This window comes from Enterobacter cloacae complex sp. IR5418, assembly GCF_049238105.1.
Classification (GTDB): domain Bacteria; phylum Pseudomonadota; class Gammaproteobacteria; order Enterobacterales; family Enterobacteriaceae; genus Enterobacter; species Enterobacter hormaechei.
Map to the genome: position 1 here is coordinate 249,419 of NZ_JBMKHS010000003.1, position 20,059 is coordinate 269,477.

Genomic DNA, 20,059 nt, shown 5'->3' on the forward strand with positions numbered 1-20,059 from the left:
GTATAAAACGAATCTGAGTTACACAGCAATTTTGCGTTATCTGGTAAATCGAGATTGAGAAACATGAAAAAAACCACATTAGCAATGAGTGCACTGGCTCTGAGTTTAGGTTTAGCGCTGTCCCCTCTGGCGATGGCGGCCGAGACAGCTTCCTCGGCAGCGACTGCGCAGCAGATGCCAAGCCTGGCCCCGATGCTCGAAAAAGTGATGCCATCGGTGGTGAGTATTAACGTTGAGGGCAGCACAACCGTCAATACGCCGCGCATGCCGCGTAATTTCCAGCAGTTCTTCGGCGACAATTCGCCATTCTGCCAGGACGGTTCGCCATTCCAGAGTTCCCCGTTCTGTCAGGGCGGCGGTGCAGGGGATGACGGTCAGGGCGGCGGCCAGCAGCAGAAATTCATGGCACTCGGCTCGGGCGTCATTATTGATGCAGCGAAAGGCTACGTGGTGACCAATAACCACGTGGTAGATAACGCCAGCACCATTAAAGTGCAGATGAGCGATGGTCGTAAATTCGACGCCAAAGTGGTCGGTAAAGACCCGCGCTCCGACATCGCGCTGATCCAAATCCAGGATCCGAAGAACCTGACGGCGATTAAACTTGCCGACTCTGACGCGCTGCGCGTCGGTGACTACACCGTCGCCATCGGTAACCCGTTTGGTCTGGGCGAAACCGTGACTTCGGGTATCGTCTCTGCGCTGGGGCGTAGCGGCCTGAACGCGGAAAACTATGAAAACTTCATCCAGACGGATGCGGCCATTAACCGCGGTAACTCCGGCGGTGCGCTGGTTAACCTGAACGGTGAGCTGATCGGTATCAACACCGCTATCCTGGCACCGGACGGTGGCAACATCGGTATCGGCTTTGCTATCCCGAGCAACATGGTGAAAAACCTGACTGCGCAGATGGTGCAGTATGGACAGGTGAAACGCGGTGAGCTGGGTATCATGGGCACCGAACTGAACTCCGAGCTGGCGAAAGCGATGAAAGTGGACGCTCAGCGCGGCGCATTCGTAAGCCAGGTTATGCCGAACTCCCCGGCGGCGAAAGCCGGCATTAAAGCGGGTGACGTGATCACCTCGCTGAACGGTAAACCGATCAGCAGCTTTGCGGCCCTGCGTGCGGAAGTGGGTTCTATGCCAATCGGCAGTAAAGTGACCCTCGGCCTGCTGCGTGAAGGTAAGCCGGTTAACGTGAGCCTGGAACTGCAACAGAGCAGCCAGAATCAGGTGGATTCCAGCACCATCTTCAGCGGTATTGAAGGTGCTGAGATGAGCAACAAAGGGGCAGATAAAGGCGTGGTGGTGAACAACGTGAAAGCGAACTCACCTGCTGCCCGTATCGGCCTGAAAAAAGGTGATGTGATCATGGGCGCGAACCAGCAGCCGGTGAAAAACATCGCTGAACTGCGCAAAATTCTCGACAGCAAGCCGTCCGTGCTGGCGCTGAATATTCAGCGTGGTGATACCTCTATTTATCTCCTGATGCAGTAATCTTCTTAAGCCCCTGTTCGCAGGGGCTTTCTCTTTTCTGTGACCTTTCCCACAACTCCATACATCTCTCTCTGCCTTTGGGCATCTGCACAATGCAGCCTTAGCTGAACTTCCCTATGCTTGAGCTCTGCTCACGGGAGGGTTATATGGCTGGCTGGCATCTTGATACCAAAATGGCGCAGGATATCGTGGCGCGCACCATGCGCATCATTGATACCAATATCAACGTAATGGACGCCCGAGGGCGCATTATTGGCAGCGGCGATCGTGAGCGTATTGGTGAATTGCACGAAGGAGCGTTGCTGGTGCTTTCTCAGGGGCGCGTGGTCGACATCGATGACGCCGTGGCGAAACATCTGCACGGGGTCCGACAGGGGATCAACCTGCCGCTGCGTCTGGAAGGGGAAATTGTTGGCGTTATCGGTCTGACCGGCGATCCTGAATCGCTGCGTAAATACGGCGAACTGGTCTGCATGACGGCGGAGATGATGCTGGAGCAGTCGCGTCTGATGCACCTGCTTGCCCAGGACAGCCGCCTGCGCGAAGAGCTGGTGATGAATTTGATTCAGGCGGAAGAGCACACGCCTGCCCTGAGCGAGTGGGCGCAGCGTCTGGGGATCGACCTGAATCAGCCGCGCGTGGTCGCCGTTATCGAGGTGGATAGCGGCCAGCTTGGTGTGGACAGCGCCATGGTGGAGCTACAGCAGCTGCAAAATATGCTGGCGACCCCCGAGCGTAACAACCTGGTGGCGATTGTCTCTTTAACGGAGATGGTGGTGCTCAAGCCCGCGCTTAATCAGTTTGGTCGCTGGGACGCGGAAGATCATCGTCGTCGCGTTGAGTTACTCATCGAGCGCATGAAGGAGAACGGTCAGCTCCGTTTTCGCGTCGCGCTGGGGAATTACTTTACCGGGCCGGGAAGTATCGCCCGTTCATGGCGAACGGCGCGCACTACTATGATGGTGGGTAAACAGCGCATGCCGGAGAGCCGCAGTTATTTTTATCAGGATCTGATGCTGCCGGTCCTGCTCGACAGTTTGCGCGGCGGCTGGCAGGCCAACGAGCTGGCGCGCCCGCTGGTGCGTCTGAAAGCGATGGACAACAACGGGCTGCTGCGCCGCACGTTGCAGGCGTGGTTCCGGCATAACGTGCAGCCGCTGGCAACGTCAAAAGCGCTGTTTATTCACCGTAATACGCTGGAGTACAGGCTAAACCGGATCTCGGAACTGACGGGGCTGGATTTAGGAAATTTCGACGACCGGCTACTGCTGTATGTGGCGTTGCAGCTGGATGAACAGAGATGACTGAGTGCGGTCTGGTGCCCTCACCCCATCCCTCTCCCACGGGGAGAGGGCGCAAACATTAAAAACGGCAATCAAGGATTGCCGTTTTGCTTTTATTTCCGCGTCAATTTCTCAAGATCCGCTTCAATTTCGCTGATCTTATTGGTGACAACGCTTTCAAGGTGACGCAGGTCGTCAAGGATCTTACGTTTCAGATCGACTTCGCTGCGATCGCGCTGGCAGATTTGATCAAGTTCGTCGATCACGTAGCGCAGGTTAGGGCTGATTTCCTGTACTTCTTTATATCCCTGACCGATACCGTCAGCGACAACGGTCTTACGCTGGCGTGGATATTTAAACTTCACGCTTTTGGCGAAAAACTCTCCTTTGTCCTTGTGAAAATAGATTTTCAAAATATCGTTATTGGCTTCCTGGCGGAGACTATAACGATCAATTTCATCAGGATTGGTAATGCCCAGACTTTTCAGATTATCGTACATAGCGGTACCCTTGATCTCAACATAACCTATGAATAATTAACGAAAAAATCTATTTTCGCCACCTTCGGTTATAAAAAAAGCGGGGTTGCCCCCGCTTTTTGTTATACCCGATTAATCGATGGTGCGCAGCAGTTCATTGATGCCCACTTTACCGCGGGTTTTCGCGTCCACTTTTTTCACGATGACCGCGCAGTACAGGCTATATTTGCCATCTTTAGACGGCAGGTTGCCGGAAACCACAACGGAACCGGCCGGAACGCGGCCGTAGTGGATTTCACCGGTTTCGCGATCGTAAATGCGGGTGCTCTGGCCAATGTAGACGCCCATGGAGATCACAGAACCTTCTTCTACGATCACGCCTTCAACCACTTCGGAACGTGCGCCGATGAAGCAGTTGTCCTCAATGATGGTTGGGTTAGCCTGAAGTGGCTCCAGAACACCACCGATGCCCACGCCGCCGGACAGGTGAACATTTTTACCAATCTGCGCACAGGAGCCGACGGTAGCCCAGGTGTCCACCATGGTGCCTTCGTCAACGTAGGCGCCAATGTTCACGTAGGATGGCATCAGCACGGTGTTGCGTGCGATGAAGGCACCCTGACGAACCGCCGCCGGTGGTACTACGCGGAAGCCCTCTTTCTGGAAGCGCGCTTCGTCGTACTCCGCAAATTTCATTGGCACTTTATCGAAGTAGCGGCTTTCTGCTCCGTCGATAACCTGGTTATCGTTGATACGGAAAGAGAGCAGCACAGCTTTCTTCAGCCATTGATGAGTGACCCACTGACCGTCGATTTTTTCTGCCACGCGCAGCGCGCCGGAATCCAGCAGGGAAATAACCTGGTTAACCGCTTCACGGGTCACGGTATCCACATTTGCCGGAGTGATGTCGGCGCGACGCTCAAAAGCGGACTCAATAACGTTCTGTAACTGCTGCATTGTTTACTCTTTCCATTTCACTAAAAAACACGTCACCCTTTATCGTTTGGATTGAGGGCTGCTGTCAACCGTTGTTGCACTTCAAGTTGCAGGTCATTATTAAGGGCACGCCGGTCGGCGGTGGCGATTATAAATAAATCTTCTACTCGCTCGCCAATGGTTGTAATTCGGGCGCCATGAAGCGAAATTCCCAGATCGGCAAAAACCTGGCCGACGCGGGCGAGCAGCCCTGGCTGGTCGAGCGCGATCAGCTCAAGAAACGATTTACGGTCCGTATGGGTCGGCAGGAAATTGACCTCGGTATCGACGGTAAAGTGGCGCAGTTTTGCCGGCTGGCGACGCGGCTGCGGTGGCTGCCAGCTGCGCTGGGTGATAGCCTGCTCCAGACCGAAGCGTATTCCTTCGTGACGATCCGACGACAGCGGGCTACCGTCTGGCTCCAGCACAATAAAGGTATCCATCGCCATGCCGTCGCGGGTGGTAAAAATCTGCGCGTCGTGAACGCTCAGGTTACGCCTGTCCAGCTCGGCACAGACCGCTGCAAACAAATAAGGCCGGTCAGGGCTCCAGATAAAGATCTCCGTCCCGCCACGCGTGGCCTGCGGGCTGAGCAGAATCATCGGTTTCGTCAGGTCATGCTTCAGCAGATGCCGGGCGTGCCAGGCAAGCTGGTTTGGGCTGTGGCGCACAAAGTAGTTAGCGCGACAGCGCGCCCAAATTTGATGCAGCGCCTCTTCGTTGATGTTATCCATGCGCAGCAGGGCCAGCGCCTGCAACTGATGGTGGCGCACACGCTCGCGCATGTCCGGGGTGTTTTGCATCCCGCGTCGCAGCTGTTTTTCGGTGGCGAAATACAGTTCGCGCAGCAGGCTCTGCTTCCAGCTGTTCCACAGGGTTTCGTTGGTGGCGCAGATATCGGCCACCGTCAGACAAACCAGGTAGCGCAGGCGGTTCTCCGTTTGCACCTCTTCGGCGAACTGCTTGATGACTTCCGGATCCTGAATATCACGACGTTGAGCGGTAACCGACATCAACAGATGATGGCGAACCAGCCAGGCGATAAGCTGTGTCTCACGCGAGTTCAGGCCGTGCAGCTCGGCAAATTTCAGCACGTCCTGTGCGCCCAGCACCGAGTGGTCGCCGCCGCGTCCTTTGGCGATATCATGGAACAGAGCGGCGATCAGGATCAGTTCCGGGTGAGAAAGACGCGGCCACAGATCAACGCACAGCGGATGGCGGGATCGCGTCTCTTCTTTAGCGAAACTTTCCAGCTTCAGCATGACGCGGATCGTGTGCTCATCTACCGTATAGGCGTGAAACAGGTCGAACTGCATCTGCCCGACAATATGCGACCACTGCGGCATATAGGCCCACAATACGCTGTGGCGGTGCATCGGCAGCAGACCGCGGCTGACGGCGCCCGGATGACGAAGCATGCTCAGAAATAGCGAGCGCGCCTCTGGGATGTAACACAAAGGCTGCTTCAGATGACGCCGTGCATGGCGTAAATGGCGCAGGGTGGTGGAGTAGATCCCGGTGATCGTGCTGTTACGCACCATGGTGTAGAACATGCGCAGGATCGCTTCCGGTTCGCGAATGAACAGCGTTTCGTCGCGCAGATCGATCAGCGTGCCGCGCAGCTGAAATTCGTCATCAATCGGACGCGGTTTTTCGTCTGCCGTCAGCGCGAGGATCGCCTCATCGAACAGCTGTAACAGCATCTGATTCAGCTCAGAGACGCGGCGGGTGACGCGGAAGAAATCCTTCATCATCTGCTCGACCGGCTCGTTGCCTTCGCCCTGATAATTCAGGCGCTGCGCCACGCTAAGCTGACGATCAAACAGCAGGCGGTTATCGTAGCGGGTGACTTCCAGGTGCAGGGCAAAACGGATGCGCCAGAGCAGATGCAGACACTCATTGAGTTCGTTACGTTCGGCTTCGGTCAGAAAACCAAAACCGACCATTTCGTCCAGCGATGTTGCCCCAAAATGGCGTCGGGCGACCCATTGCAGGGTGTGAATATCGCGCAGGCCACCGGGGCTGCTTTTGATATCCGGTTCGAGATTATAGCTGGTGCCGTGATAACGCTGGTGACGCTGGTTTTGTTCGTCGACCTTCGCGGCGAAAAATTTTTCCGAGGGCCAGAAGCCGTCGCTAAATATGTGCTTTTGCAGTTCGAGGAACAGCGCGACGTCGCCAATCAGCAGGCGGGTTTCAATCAGGTTGGTGGCAACGGTCAGGTCAGATAACCCTTCCAGCAGACACTCTTCCAGGGTGCGCACGCTGTGGCCCACTTCCAGTTTGACGTCCCACAGCAGCGTCAGCAGTTCACCGATTTTCTGCGCCTGTTCGTCCGGCAGCTTTTTGCGGCTGAGGATCAGCAGGTCGATATCCGAGAGCGGATGCAGTTCACCCCGGCCATAGCCGCCGACCGCAACCAGCGCGACGTCGCTCACCTGGCCGAAACCGTAGTCGATCCACAAACGTTGCAGGAGCTGGTCGATAAATTCGGTACGCGCTTCAATAAGCTGTTCGGCAGACACGCCCGCGTCGAACGCGCTCCCCAGCCAGCGATGGAAAACCGCCATGTGGGCTTTGATATGCGCGCAGGTCAGCTCGTGCGGCGGCCAGACGCCCGGGTTGTCAGGCTGGTCGGGGAGGGTGGGAAGTGCTGTGTTAGCATACTGTTCGGGTAAGAGATTACTCATCGTGCGCCACCCATAAGAAAAAGCTATCGCCATTAAAAAAGCCGGCATTCGCCGGCTTCTTATTACTCAATGTTCGTCAGTATCGCCGGGATGGTGTCATCCTTGCGCAACGTCATAATTTCGCAGCCGTTGTCTGTTACCACAATAGTATGCTCGTACTGGGCAGACAAGCTTCTGTCTTTGGTTTTTACCGTCCAGCCATCTTTCATGGTACGGATGCGGTAATCACCCGCGTTGACCATCGGTTCGATAGTGAAGGTCATGCCCTTTTGCAGTACCACGCCGCCGTCGTCTGCATCGTAGTGCAGAACCTGCGGTTCTTCATGGAACACACGACCAATGCCGTGACCGCAGTATTCGCGCACCACGGAGAAACCTTCCGCTTCTACAAATTTCTGAATAGCCGCACCGAGGGTACGCAGGCGGATACCCGGCTTAACCATCTTCAGCGCCAGGTAGAGGCTCTCCTGGGTAACTTTACACAGGCGCTCGCCAAGGATGGTGGGCTTGCCAACGATGAACATCTTAGAGGTATCACCGTGGTAGTCGTCTTTAATGACGGTCACGTCGATGTTGACGATGTCGCCATCTTTCAGCAGCTTCTCGTCATCCGGAATGCCGTGGCACACCACTTCATTAATAGAGATGCAGACGGATTTCGGGAAGCCGTGATAGCCGAGGCAGGCGGAAACCGCGTGCTGCTCGTTGACGATATAGTCGTTACAGATGCGATCCAGTTCGCCAGTGCTGACGCCCGGTTTCACAAACGGTTCGATCATTTCCAGCACATCCGCGGCCAGACGACCGGCGACGCGCATCTTTTCAATTTCTTCAGGTGTCTTAATAGAGATAGCCATGTAATCTGTCCATCGGTGTCGATTTTTTCGACAATACTAGTGTAAGTGTTGTCAATGGTATCAGTCAGGCGCACCCCGTGCCAAATTGAGAATCATTAACAGCACACTCCGCCAACAATTATTGGTTTCTGACCGTGTTTTGTGGTATAAAGCGCGCCGGACTTCCGATCCATCTCAGATACACAGGCTGGACGGGAGCGACAAATCTCACTTTGTGTAACAACACACACGTATCGGCACATATTCCGGGGTGCCCTTCGGGGTCGGTAATATGGGATACGTGGAGGCATAACCCCAACTTTCAATATAGAGGTTTTAAACATGGCAACTGTTTCCATGCGCGACATGCTCAAGGCTGGTGTTCACTTCGGTCACCAGACCCGTTACTGGAACCCGAAAATGAAGCCTTTCATCTTCGGCGCACGTAACAAAGTTCACATCATCAACCTTGAGAAGACTGTACCAATGTTCAACGAAGCCCTGGCTGAGCTGAACAAGATCTCTTCCCGTAAAGGTAAGATTCTGTTCGTTGGTACTAAGCGCGCTGCAAGCGAAGCTGTGAAAGATGCTGCTAACAGCTGCGACCAGTTCTTCGTGAACCATCGCTGGTTGGGCGGCATGCTGACCAACTGGAAAACTGTTCGTCAGTCCATCAAGCGCCTGAAAGATCTGGAAACCCAGTCTCAGGACGGTACTTTCGATAAGCTGACTAAGAAAGAAGCGCTGATGCGCACTCGTGAACTGGACAAGCTGGAAAACAGCCTGGGCGGTATCAAAGATATGGGCGGCCTGCCAGACGCGCTGTTCGTAATCGATGCAGACCACGAGCACATCGCAATCAAAGAAGCTAACAACCTGGGTATCCCGGTATTCGCTATCGTTGATACCAACTCGGATCCGGACGGTGTTGACTTCGTTATCCCGGGTAACGACGACGCAATCCGTGCTGTTAGCCTGTACCTGAGCGCTGTAGCTGCTACCGTTCGTGAAGGCCGTTCCCAGGATCTGGCTTCTCAGGCGGAAGAAAGCTTCGTAGAAGCTGAATAATAAGGTTTTACCCCTTATTAGTACCGTGTATGAATAGGGGCCCATTATCGGCCCCTTTTTTCAATTTATACTGTTTGGCTCCCGGCCGGGCAGTTCACATCTCCCGAGGATTTAAGAATGGCTGAAATTACCGCATCCCTGGTAAAAGAGCTGCGTGAGCGTACTGGCGCAGGCATGATGGATTGCAAAAAAGCGCTGACCGAAGCGAACGGCGACATCGAGCTGGCAATCGAAAACATGCGTAAATCCGGTGCGATCAAAGCAGCTAAGAAAGCAGGCAACGTTGCTGCTGACGGCGTGATCATCACCAAAATCGACGGCACCTACGGCATCATTCTGGAAGTTAACTGCCAGACTGACTTCGTTGCTAAAGATGCTGGTTTCCAGGCATTTGCTAACAAAGTTCTGGACGCCGCGGTTGCAGGCAAAATCACTGACGTTGAAGTTCTGAAAGCACAGTTCGAAGAAGAGCGTGTTGCGCTGGTTGCTAAAATCGGTGAGAACATCAACATCCGTCGCGTTGCTTCTCTGGAAGGTGACGTTCTGGGCTCTTACCAGCACGGCGCGCGTATCGGTGTTCTGGTTGCGGCTAAAGGCGCTGACGAAGAGCTGGTTAAACAGCTGGCAATGCACATCGCTGCAAGCAAACCAGAATTCGTTAAGCCAGAAGACGTGTCTGCTGAAGTGGTAGAGAAAGAGTACCAGGTTCAGCTGGACATCGCGATGCAGTCTGGTAAGCCAAAAGAAATCGCAGAGAAAATGGTTGAAGGCCGCATGAAGAAATTCACCGGCGAAGTTTCTCTGACTGGCCAGCCTTTCGTAATGGATCCAAGCAAGTCTGTTGCTCAGTTGCTGAAAGAGCACAACGCTGACGTGACTGGCTTCATCCGCTTCGAAGTTGGCGAAGGCATCGAGAAAGTTGAGACTGACTTCGCAGCAGAAGTTGCTGCAATGTCCAAGCAGTCTTAATGATGGAAAAGGAGCCGCCTGAGGGCGGCTTCTTTTTGTCACCCGTCTCACGAAATCAGACAGGCTCCAGTATCGCTGTGCTGATATGCGACATATCATGTCGCCAGAATTAACCCCATCTTAATCGTTGACAGTCTCAGGAAAGAAACATGGCTACCAATGCAAAACCCGTGTACAAACGCATTCTGCTTAAGCTGAGTGGCGAAGCGCTGCAAGGATCGGAAGGCTTCGGTATTGACGCAAGCATCCTTGATCGCATGGCACAGGAAATCAAAGAACTGGTCGAACTGGGTATTCAGGTTGGCGTGGTCATTGGCGGTGGCAACCTTTTCCGTGGTGCTGGTCTGGCGAAAGCGGGGATGAACCGCGTAGTGGGCGACCACATGGGTATGCTGGCAACCGTGATGAATGGCCTGGCGATGCGTGATGCGCTTCATCGCGCCTATGTGAACGCTCGCCTGATGTCCGCTATTCCTTTGAATGGTGTATGCGATAACTACAGCTGGGCAGAGGCTATCAGCCTGCTGCGCAACAACCGCGTGGTGATCCTCTCCGCCGGTACGGGTAACCCGTTCTTTACCACCGATTCCGCAGCCTGCCTGCGCGGTATCGAAATCGAAGCCGATGTGGTGCTGAAAGCGACCAAAGTGGATGGCGTGTTTACTGCCGATCCGGCAAAAGATCCGTCTGCGACCATGTACGATCAGCTGAGCTACAGCGAAGTGCTGGATAAAGAGCTGAAAGTGATGGATCTTGCCGCCTTTACGCTGGCTCGTGATCACAAACTGCCGATCCGTGTCTTCAACATGAACAAGCCTGGCGCGCTGCGTCGCGTTGTTATGGGCGAAAAAGAAGGCACTTTGATCACGGAATAATTTCCGTCGGCGATAAATACAGGTAAGATTCCGCTTTATTTCGAAGTGGTATCTTACCCGGGCGCGCCTTTGGCGTTGTCATGAATTAAACGCGACTATACTTAGCACACCTGTAGCGCTGTGCTGGCGGATAGTCTGCCTGAGACAAGTTTTCAAGGATTCGTAACGTGATTAACGACATCAGAAAAGATGCTGAAGTACGCATGGACAAATGCGTAGAAGCGTTCAAAAACCAAATCAGCAAAATCCGTACTGGCCGTGCTTCCCCAAGCCTGCTGGATGGCATCATCGTAGAATATTACGGTACGCCAACGCCTCTGCGTCAGCTGGCGAGCGTGACGGTAGAAGATACCCGTACCCTGAAAATCAACGTGTTCGACCGCTCAATGAGCCCGGCCGTTGAAAAAGCGATCATGGCATCTGACCTGGGTCTGAACCCAAGCTCTGCGGGCGCTGACATCCGTGTTCCACTGCCTCCGCTGACGGAAGAACGCCGTAAAGACCTGATCAAAGTGGTTCGCGGTGAAGCTGAGCAGGGTCGTGTTTCCGTGCGTAACGTACGTCGCGACGCGAACGATAAAGTGAAAGCACTGCTGAAAGAAAAAGAGATCAGCGAAGATGACGATCGTCGTTCTCAGGACGACATTCAGAAAATGACTGACGCTGCCATCAAGAAAATTGATGCGGCGCTAGCAGAAAAAGAAGCGGAACTGATGCAGTTCTGATTTTCGCTGTACACTGATAAACGCCGTTCAGAAGGACGTTGAGTCTTGCTGGCGGCGTTTTGCTTTTATCTGGTCTAACTTTTGGGCATCTCATGAAGCATCTCACTCTCCTCGGCTCGACCGGCTCTATCGGTTGCAGCACTCTCGACGTTGTACGTCATAATCCTGACCGTTACACCGTGGCCGCGCTTGTGGCCGGAAAAAACGTGCAGCGAATGGTCGAACAGTGCCTGGAGTTTACCCCCCGTTTTGCGGTGATGGATGATGAAGAGAGCGCCCGGCAGGTGAAAGCGCTGTTGCAGGAGAAGGGCTGCCGTACCGAGGTGCTCAGCGGGCAACAGGCGGCGTGCGAGATGGCCGCGCTTGATGAAGTTGATCAGGTCATGGCGGCAATCGTCGGGGCGGCGGGTCTTCTGCCGACGCTTGCCGCTATTGATGCGGGAAAAGATGTCCTGCTTGCGAACAAAGAGTCGCTGGTCACCTGCGGACGCCTCTTTATGGAGGCGGTTAAAAAGCGTGGGGCGCGACTTTTGCCGGTCGATAGCGAGCACAACGCGATTTTTCAGAGTTTGCCTCAACCTTTTCAACAAAACCTGGGGTACGCTGACCTGGAGCAGAATGGCGTTGTGTCGATTCTGCTTACCGGGTCTGGTGGCCCGTTCCGTGAAACGCCACTGTCTGAATTGAGCGCAATGACGCCGGATCAGGCGTGTCGCCATCCGAACTGGTCAATGGGGCGTAAGATCTCCGTCGATTCGGCCACCATGATGAACAAAGGTCTGGAATACATTGAAGCTCGCTGGCTGTTCAATGCGTCGGCGAAACAGATGGAAGTGCTGATCCACCCGCAATCGGTGATTCACTCGATGGTGCGCTATCAGGACGGCAGCGTGCTGGCACAGTTGGGTGAACCGGATATGCGCACGCCTATCGCTCATACGATGGCGTGGCCAAACCGCGTAAAATCAGGCGTTAAGCCACTCGATTTTTGCAAGCTGAGTTCACTGACGTTTAGCGAGCCTGATTACGACCGTTATCCGTGCCTGAAACTGGCGATGACGGCCTTCGATCAGGGGCAGGCGGCAACAACCGCGCTTAATGCAGCCAATGAAGTGACCGTTGACGCATTCCTGAATCAGCAGATCCGCTTTACCGACATCGCTGCGTTGAATTTATCCGTGCTGGAGATGATGGATTTGCGTGAGCCGCAGAGCGTGGAAGAGATGCTGGCCGTGGATGAACAGGCACGTATTGTTGCGCGTAAACAAGTGACACGTCTCGCAAGCTGGTGATAAAGCAAGCACTAGTCGTCGTGCTATTTGTTAGCGTTGGGCTTCAGTGATATAGTCTGCGCCACCTGATCGCAGGTATTTGGCTTTAAGTGGTCAGGTAAGCCGTGGTTTGACACGGCTTTTTTATGTATAGGCTTCAGTATTCCTGTGTACCGTTAAATCCTTTCAGGGACTAAAAACGCGTTATGTTGTCTGCGAATCAACCAATAAGCGAAAACTTGCCAGCACATGGCTGTCGCCATGTTGCAATCATCATGGATGGCAATGGCCGCTGGGCGAAAAGACAAGGGAAGATACGAGCCTTTGGGCATAAAGCTGGGGCGAAATCTGTTCGCCGCGCCGTTTCTTTTGCCGCCAATAACGGCATTGATGCGTTAACGCTCTATGCTTTTAGCAGTGAAAACTGGAATCGACCTGCGCAGGAAGTGACTGCGTTGATGGAACTGTTTGTGTGGGCGCTCGATAGTGAAGTAAAAAGCCTGCACCGCCACAACGTCCGCTTGCGTATTATTGGCGATACCAGTCGTTTTAACTCACGTCTACAGGAACGGATTCGCAAAGCAGAAGCGCTGACGGAAAATAATACCGGCCTGACGCTCAATATCGCGGCGAATTACGGCGGACGCTGGGATATTATCCAGGGGGTTCGGCATTTGGCTGAGCAGGTTCAGGAAGGGCTGTTAAGTCCCGACCAGATTGATGAAGAGGCGCTGAGTCAGCAAATCTGCATGAATGAACTGGCACCCGTGGATTTGGTTATAAGGACAGGGGGGGAACATCGCATAAGTAACTTTTTGCTGTGGCAAATCGCCTACGCCGAACTTTACTTTACGGATGTTCTTTGGCCAGATTTTGATGAACAAGACTTTGAAGGTGCGCTGCATGCCTTTGCCAATCGAGAGCGTCGTTTCGGCGGCACCGAGCCTGGTGGCGATAACGCCTGATGGGGGTAGCTTTTGCTGAAGTATCGCCTGATTTCCGCTTTTGTATTAATACCCGTCGTCATCGCAGCGCTGTTTTTACTGCCTCCGGTGGGATTCGCCATTGTTACGCTGGTGGTGTGTATGCTCGCCGCGTGGGAATGGGGGCAGCTTAGCGGCTTTACCTCGCGCACTCAGCGGGTATGGCTGGCGGTACTCTGTGGTTTTTTACTGGCCCTGATGCTGTATACCTTGCCTGAATATCATCACGATGTTCACCAGCCGCTGGTTGCCGGATCCTTATGGATATCGCTGGCCTGGTGGATTGCTGCGCTTGTTTTAGTGCTTTTCTATCCGGGCTCTGCGGCAATCTGGCGTAACTCTAAAGTGTTGCGCCTTATTTTTGGCCTGCTCACCATTGTGCCGTTTTTCTGGGGTATGGTTGCGCTGCGCGCCTGGCACTATGATGAAAACCACTATAGCGGTGCGATATGGCTGCTTTATGTGATGATTCTCGTCTGGGGGGCTGACTCCGGGGCCTATATGTTTGGTAAACTGTTCGGCAAACATAAACTGGCGCCAAAGGTGTCTCCGGGCAAAACCTGGCAAGGTTTCATCGGCGGCCTGTTTACGGCAGCGATCATCTCCTGGGGCTACGGCGTCTGGGCGAATCTTGAGGTTGCCCCCACTACGCTGCTGGTATGTTCGATTTTCGCGGCGCTGGCATCGGTACTGGGTGATTTAACCGAGAGTATGTTTAAGCGTGAAGCAGGGATTAAGGACAGTGGTCACCTGATTCCAGGACATGGCGGAATACTGGATCGCATTGACAGCCTTACCGCGGCTGTTCCAGTGTTTGCTTGCCTGCTTTTACTGGTGTTTGGGACGATATAACGGAAGGTTTTATGCTGAGCATTCTCTGGAATCTGGCGGCGTTCATTGTTGCACTGGGTGTACTGATTACCGTGCATGAATTTGGCCATTTCTGGGTTGCCCGGCGCTGTGGTGTGCGGGTAGAGCGATTCTCGATTGGCTTTGGCAAATCGCTCTGGAAGCGCACCGACAAGCATGGCACCGAGTTTGTCATTGCTCTGATTCCCCTGGGCGGCTACGTCAAAATGCTCGACGAACGCGTTGAGCCTGTCGCCCCTGAACTTCGACATCGCGCGTTTAACAACAAAACCGTTGGACAACGTGCTGCCATCATTGCTGCCGGTCCGGTAGCCAATTTCATCTTCGCTATCTTCGCCTACTGGCTGGTGTTCATCATCGGCGTGCCTGGCGTACGCCCGGTTGTGGGCGAAATCACCACGGGTTCTGTTGCGGCAACGGCGCAAATTACACCGGGAATGGAACTTAAAGCGATTGATGGTATCGAAACCCCTGATTGGGATGCCGTAAGGTTACAACTGGTTGCCAAAATCGGTGATGAGCAGACAACCGTCAGCGTATCTCCTTTTGGTTCCGACCAGCGGCAGGAAAAAGTGCTGGATTTACGCCACTGGCGCTTTGAGCCAGACAAAGAAGATCCTGTCGCCGCATTGGGGATTCGACCGCGCGGCGCGCAGATCGAGCCAGTATTAGCCGAAGTACAGGCCAAGTCGGCGGCAAGTAAAGCAGGTTTACAAGCGGGTGACAGGATCGTTAAAGTCGATGGTCAGCCATTAACACAATGGATGACCTTTGTTACTCTGGTGCGCGATAATCCAGGCACGCCGCTTGCGCTGGAGGTGGAAAGGCAGGGGAGTGCGCTCTCACTGACCCTCACCCCGGATACCAAATCGGGCGGCGGTAAGGCGGAAGGGTTTGCAGGCGTTGTGCCGAAAGTGATCCCACTGCCAGACGAGTACAAAACAATACGCCAGTATGGGCCGTTTAGCGCCATCGTTGAGGCCACGGATAAAACATGGCAGCTGATGAAGCTAACGGTCAACATGTTGGGGAAATTGATAACCGGTGATGTGAAACTGAACAACCTCAGTGGGCCAATTTCGATTGCTCAGGGGGCTGGGATGTCAGCGGAGTTCGGGGTGATTTACTATCTCATGTTCCTTGCGCTGATTAGCGTGAACCTGGGGATAATCAACCTGTTCCCGCTTCCCGTATTAGATGGGGGCCATCTGCTGTTTTTAGCGATTGAAAAGCTAAAAGGCGGACCGGTATCCGAGCGAGTTCAAGACTTTAGTTATCGCATTGGCTCGATTTTGCTGGTGCTGTTAATGGGGCTTGCACTTTTCAATGATTTCTCTCGGTTGTAAGAGAGTTAGTTAGGAAGAACGCATAATAACGATGGCGATGAAAAAGTTGCTCATAGCGTCGCTGCTGTTTAGCAGCGCGACCGTATACGGTGCTGACGGGTTCGTAGTGAAAGATATTCATTTCGAAGGCCTTCAGCGTGTCGCCGTTGGTGCGGCCCTCCTCAGTATGCCTGTGCGCCCCGGCGATACGGTTAATGATGAAGATATCAGTAACACCATCCGTGCTCTGTTTGCCACTGGCAACTTTGAGGACGTCCGCGTCCTGCGCGATGGTGATACGCTGGTGGTTCAGGTAAAAGAACGTCCAACGATTGCCAGCATCACTTTCTCCGGTAACAAATCGGTGAAAGATGACATGCTCAAGCAGAACCTTGAGGCATCGGGTGTTCGTGTGGGGGAATCTCTGGACCGCACAACCCTTGCAGACATTGAAAAAGGTCTGGAAGACTTCTACTACAGCGTCGGTAAATACAGCGCGAGCGTTAAAGCGGTTGTTACACCGCTGCCACGTAACCGTGTTGATCTGAAACTGGTCTTCCAGGAAGGTGTTTCTGCGAAGATCCAGCAAATCAACATCGTGGGTAACCACGCGTTCAGCACCGACGAACTGATCTCCAACTTCCAGCTGCGTGACGAAGTGCCGTGGTGGAACGTGGTGGGCGATCGTAAATACCAGAAACAGAAACTGGCAGGTGACCTTGAAACCCTGCGCAGCTACTATCTGGATCGCGGTTACGCCCGTTTCAACATCGATTCAACTCAGGTGAGTCTGACTCCGGACAAGAAAGGTATCTACATTACCGTTAACATCACAGAAGGCGATAAGTACACGCTTTCGGGTGTTGAAGTCAGCGGCAACCTGGCAGGGCATTCAGCTGAAATTGAATCGCTGACCAAAATTCAGCCGGGCGATCTGTATAGCGGATCTAAAGTCACCAAAATGGAAGACAGCATTAAGAAGCTGCTCGGCCGTTATGGTTATGCGTATCCGCGTGTGCAAACGCAGCCGGAAATTAACGACACGGATAAAACCGTTAAGCTTCACGTTAACGTTGATGCGGGCAACCGTTTCTACGTGCGTAAGATCCGCTTCGAAGGTAACGACACCTCTAAAGATTCTGTTCTGCGCCGTGAAATGCGCCAGATGGAAGGGGCATGGCTGGGAAGCGATCTGGTAGACCAGGGTAAAGAGCGTCTGAACCGTCTGGGCTACTTCGAAACGGTTGATACCGATACTCAGCGTGTACCGGGTCGTCCGGATCAGGTTGATGTCGTTTATAAAGTTAAAGAACGTAATACCGGTAGCTTCAACTTCGGTATTGGTTACGGTACTGAAAGTGGCGTGAGCTTCCAGGTCGGTGTTCAGCAGGATAACTGGCTGGGTACAGGCTACTCTGTCGGTATCAACGGGACGAAAAACGACTACCAGACCTACTCTGAGTTCTCCGTTACCAACCCATACTTCACCGTTGACGGTGTAAGCCTGGGCGGTCGTATCTTCTATAACGACTTTAAAGCGGACGACGCGGACCTCTCCTCGTATACCAACAAGAGTTACGGTCTGGATGGTACGCTCGGCTTCCCGGTTAACGAATACAACACCCTGCGTGCAGGTTTAGGGTACGTGCACAACGACCTGTCCAACATGCAACCGCAGGTGGCGATGTGGCGTTATCTGGACTCCATCGGTCAGTCGGCGAGTACCTCCAGCGATGACAACGGTTTCGCCGCGGATGACTTCACCTTCAACTACGGTTGGACCTACAACCGTCTTGACCGTGGTTACTTCCCGACGGAAGGTTCACGCGTCAACCTGAACGGTAAAGTGACTATCCCTGGCTCGGATAACGAGTTCTACAAGGTCACGCTGGATACGGCGTCCTACTTCCCAATTGATGAAGATCACAAGTGGGTCGTTCTGGGTCGTACCCGTTGGGGTTATGGTGACGGTATCGGAAGCAAAGAGCTGCCGTTCTATGAGAACTTCTACGCCGGTGGTTCAAGCACCGTGCGTGGCTTCCAGTCCAATAACATTGGTCCGAAAGCGGTTTATTACGGCGGTAATGACGAAGATAACTGCGCAAGCCGTGATCCTAAGCAAGTATGTAGCTCTGATGATGCGGTAGGCGGTAACGCTATGGCCGTGGCGAGCCTCGAGTTCATCACGCCGACGCCGTTTATCAGCGACAAGTATGCGAACTCTGTGCGTACCTCCTTCTTTATGGACGCAGGTACGGTGTGGGACACCAACTGGGAGAACACTGCCCAGATGCGTGCAGCCGGTGTGCCAGACTACAGCGATCCGGGCAACATTCGCATGTCCGCAGGTATCGCATTACAATGGATGTCACCGCTGGGGCCGTTGGTCTTCTCTTACGCCCAGCCGTTTAAGAAATACGATGGAGACAAAGCGGAGCAGTTCCAGTTTAACATTGGTAAAACCTGGTAATAATCCGCTGCAATGGAATGCGTTGGCAGTGTAGCGCTGACAACCGGCGATCGGTAAAACGGTCGCCTTGCCACGCAAAGAACGGCACCCCTCGGGTGCCAATGGGATGGTAAGGAGTTAATTGTGAAAAAGTGGTTATTAGCTGCAGGTCTCGGTTTAGCGATGGCAACTTCTGCTCAGGCAGCGGACAAAATTGCAATCGTCAACATGGGTAATTTGTTCCAGCAAGTTGCACAGAAAACCGGTGTTTCTGCAACGCTGGAAAACGAATTCAAAGGCCGTGCGAGCGAACTGCAACGTATGGAAGGTGATCTTCAGTCCAAGATGCAGCGTCTTCAGCGTGATGGTTCTACCATGAAAGCGAGCGAGCGCAGCAAACTGGAAAAAGATGTCATGTCTCAGCGCCAGACCTTCTCTCAGAAAGCGCAGGCTTTCGAGCAGGATCGTCAGCGTCGTTCTAACGAAGAGCGTGGCAAACTGGTGACGCGTATTCAGTCTGCCGTTAAAGCAGTAGCAGCCGATCAGAGCATCGATCTGGTTGTTGATGCGAACGCCGTTGCATTCAACAGCAGCGATGTTAAAGACATCACCGCTGATGTTCTGAAACAGGTTAAATAAGTAATGCCTTCAATTCGACTGGCTGATTTAGCTCAGCAGTTGGATGCAGAATTACACGGTGATGGCGATATCGTCATCACCGCTGTTGCGTCCATGCAATCTGCTAAAGCAGGCACTATTACCTTCATGGTAAGCCCTAAGTACCGTGAACACCTGGCCCAGTGCCAGGCGTCTGCCGTTGTTCTGACGCAGGACGATCTTCCGTTTGCCTCTGGCGCTGCACTGGTAGTGAAAAATCCCTACCTGACCTATGCGCGCATGGCTCAAATTCTTGATACCACGCCGCAGCCGGCGCAGAACATTGCAGCCAGTGCTGCGATTGATCCGACGGCTCAGCTGGGTAACAACGTAGCAATCGGCGCAAACGCCGTTATCGAGTCCGGCGTAGTGCTGGGTGATAACGTGGTGATTGGTCCTGGCTGCTTTGTTGGAAAAAATACGAAAATTGGCGCAGGGACTCGTCTGTGGGCCAATGTTTCTGTCTACCATGAGGTTGAGATTGGCGAGAATTGCCTCGTACAGTCCAGCACGGTGATTGGTTCTGACGGATTCGGTTACGCCAACGATCGGGGTAACTGGGTTAAGATCCCTCAATTGGGTCGCGTGATTATCGGCGATCGTGTTGAGATCGGCGCTTGCACAACCATTGACCGTGGTGCGCTTGACGACACCATTATTGGTAACGGTGTTATCATAGATAATCAGTGCCAGATTGCACATAACGTTGTGATTGGCGACAATACCGCAGTTGCGGGTGGTGTTATCATGGCAGGCAGCCTGAAAATTGGCCGTTACTGCATGATTGGCGGTGCCAGCGTGATCAATGGTCATATGGAAATATGCGACAAAGTCACGGTGACGGGGATGGGCATGGTGATGCGTCCAATCACTGAGCCAGGCGTTTATTCCTCAGGTATTCCGCTGCAACCGAACAAGGTATGGCGTAAAACAGCTGCACTGGTGATGAATATTGATGATATGAGCAAGCGACTCAAAGCGATTGAGCGCAAAATCGATCAACAAGACTAAGCGTTCATCCGTTTAACGCTAAATTTCCCGGCCTGTCGGCTTTGTTTATAAACCGGCAGGCCGTGTTATTATTGCTACTTAGTACATTTGACAGGA

17 protein-coding genes are annotated in these 20,059 nt (G+C 53.4%); 13 read left to right on the forward strand and 4 right to left on the reverse strand.

Annotation, left to right across the window (positions count from 1 at the left end):
- The first annotated feature begins 63 nt into the window (after positions 1-63).
- Both degP and ACOTX7_RS04445 read left to right on the forward strand, forming a co-directional pair.
- The gene (gene degP / locus ACOTX7_RS04440) at positions 64-1,497 is read left to right on the forward strand and encodes a serine endoprotease DegP (RefSeq protein ID WP_221256940.1); all 1,434 of its coding nucleotides are present in this window, start codon (positions 64-66) and stop codon (positions 1,495-1,497) included.
- 146 nt (positions 1,498-1,643) lie between these two features.
- On the forward strand, positions 1,644-2,801 hold the full coding sequence (locus tag ACOTX7_RS04445) for a CdaR family transcriptional regulator (RefSeq protein WP_003856217.1): 1,158 nt from the start codon (positions 1,644-1,646) through the stop codon (positions 2,799-2,801).
- 92 nt (positions 2,802-2,893) lie between these two features.
- Here ACOTX7_RS04445 and ACOTX7_RS04450 read toward each other — a convergent pair whose 3' ends face one another.
- The 4 genes from ACOTX7_RS04450 to map all read right to left on the reverse strand — a co-directional run bounded on the left by ACOTX7_RS04450 (position 2,894) and on the right by map (position 7,781).
- The gene (locus ACOTX7_RS04450) at positions 2,894-3,280 is read right to left on the reverse strand and encodes a DUF3461 family protein (protein ID WP_003856216.1); all 387 of its coding nucleotides are present in this window, start codon (positions 3,278-3,280) and stop codon (positions 2,894-2,896) included.
- Positions 3,281-3,391: 111 nt separating this feature from the next.
- Positions 3,392-4,216, reverse strand: coding sequence for a 2,3,4,5-tetrahydropyridine-2,6-dicarboxylate N-succinyltransferase (gene dapD, locus ACOTX7_RS04455; RefSeq protein ID WP_006810047.1), 825 nt, complete (start codon positions 4,214-4,216; stop codon positions 3,392-3,394).
- 32 nt (positions 4,217-4,248) lie between these two features.
- Positions 4,249-6,924: a bifunctional uridylyltransferase/uridylyl-removing protein GlnD gene (gene glnD, locus ACOTX7_RS04460; protein WP_032673788.1), complete on the reverse strand. Its 2,676-nt coding sequence runs from the start codon at positions 6,922-6,924 to the stop codon at positions 4,249-4,251.
- A gap of 62 nt (positions 6,925-6,986) precedes the next feature.
- Positions 6,987-7,781, reverse strand: a complete 795-nt coding sequence (gene map, locus ACOTX7_RS04465) for a type I methionyl aminopeptidase (protein ID WP_006810045.1) — start codon at positions 7,779-7,781, stop codon at positions 6,987-6,989.
- Between the two features lie 321 nt (positions 7,782-8,102).
- Between map and rpsB the strand changes: the two genes are divergently transcribed.
- From rpsB to lpxD, 11 genes are all read left to right on the forward strand, one after another.
- Positions 8,103-8,828, forward strand: a complete 726-nt coding sequence (rpsB, locus tag ACOTX7_RS04470; protein WP_003856207.1) for a 30S ribosomal protein S2 — start codon at positions 8,103-8,105, stop codon at positions 8,826-8,828.
- 117 nt (positions 8,829-8,945) lie between these two features.
- Positions 8,946-9,797 (forward strand): translation elongation factor Ts, encoded by an 852-nt coding sequence (gene tsf, locus ACOTX7_RS04475; RefSeq protein ID WP_006810044.1) that lies wholly within the window; start codon positions 8,946-8,948, stop codon positions 9,795-9,797.
- A 149-nt stretch (positions 9,798-9,946) separates the two neighbouring features.
- The gene (gene pyrH, locus ACOTX7_RS04480) at positions 9,947-10,672 is read left to right on the forward strand and encodes a UMP kinase (protein ID WP_008501910.1); all 726 of its coding nucleotides are present in this window, start codon (positions 9,947-9,949) and stop codon (positions 10,670-10,672) included.
- A gap of 167 nt (positions 10,673-10,839) precedes the next feature.
- Positions 10,840-11,397 (forward strand): ribosome recycling factor, encoded by a 558-nt coding sequence (gene frr / locus ACOTX7_RS04485; RefSeq protein ID WP_003856180.1) that lies wholly within the window; start codon positions 10,840-10,842, stop codon positions 11,395-11,397.
- A 92-nt stretch (positions 11,398-11,489) separates the two neighbouring features.
- Positions 11,490-12,689, forward strand: coding sequence for a 1-deoxy-D-xylulose-5-phosphate reductoisomerase (gene ispC / locus ACOTX7_RS04490; RefSeq protein WP_221256941.1), 1,200 nt, complete (start codon positions 11,490-11,492; stop codon positions 12,687-12,689).
- 185 nt (positions 12,690-12,874) lie between these two features.
- A complete protein-coding gene (gene ispU / locus ACOTX7_RS04495; RefSeq protein WP_032673638.1) occupies positions 12,875-13,633 on the forward strand; it encodes a (2E,6E)-farnesyl-diphosphate-specific ditrans,polycis-undecaprenyl-diphosphate synthase in 759 nt (252 codons plus the stop codon).
- A 12-nt stretch (positions 13,634-13,645) separates the two neighbouring features.
- Entirely contained in the window at positions 13,646-14,503 is an 858-nt protein-coding gene (cdsA, locus tag ACOTX7_RS04500; RefSeq protein ID WP_214592327.1) for a phosphatidate cytidylyltransferase, read from the forward strand.
- 11 nt (positions 14,504-14,514) lie between these two features.
- The gene (gene rseP / locus ACOTX7_RS04505) at positions 14,515-15,867 is read left to right on the forward strand and encodes a sigma E protease regulator RseP (RefSeq protein ID WP_006810041.1); all 1,353 of its coding nucleotides are present in this window, start codon (positions 14,515-14,517) and stop codon (positions 15,865-15,867) included.
- Positions 15,868-15,898: 31 nt separating this feature from the next.
- Positions 15,899-18,316, forward strand: a complete 2,418-nt coding sequence (gene bamA, locus ACOTX7_RS04510; RefSeq protein ID WP_125359086.1) for an outer membrane protein assembly factor BamA — start codon at positions 15,899-15,901, stop codon at positions 18,314-18,316.
- A gap of 123 nt (positions 18,317-18,439) precedes the next feature.
- Positions 18,440-18,934 (forward strand): molecular chaperone Skp, encoded by a 495-nt coding sequence (gene skp, locus ACOTX7_RS04515; protein ID WP_006810039.1) that lies wholly within the window; start codon positions 18,440-18,442, stop codon positions 18,932-18,934.
- A 3-nt stretch (positions 18,935-18,937) separates the two neighbouring features.
- Positions 18,938-19,963, forward strand: coding sequence for a UDP-3-O-(3-hydroxymyristoyl)glucosamine N-acyltransferase (lpxD, locus tag ACOTX7_RS04520; protein WP_006810038.1), 1,026 nt, complete (start codon positions 18,938-18,940; stop codon positions 19,961-19,963).
- Positions 19,964-20,059 lie beyond the last annotated feature (96 nt).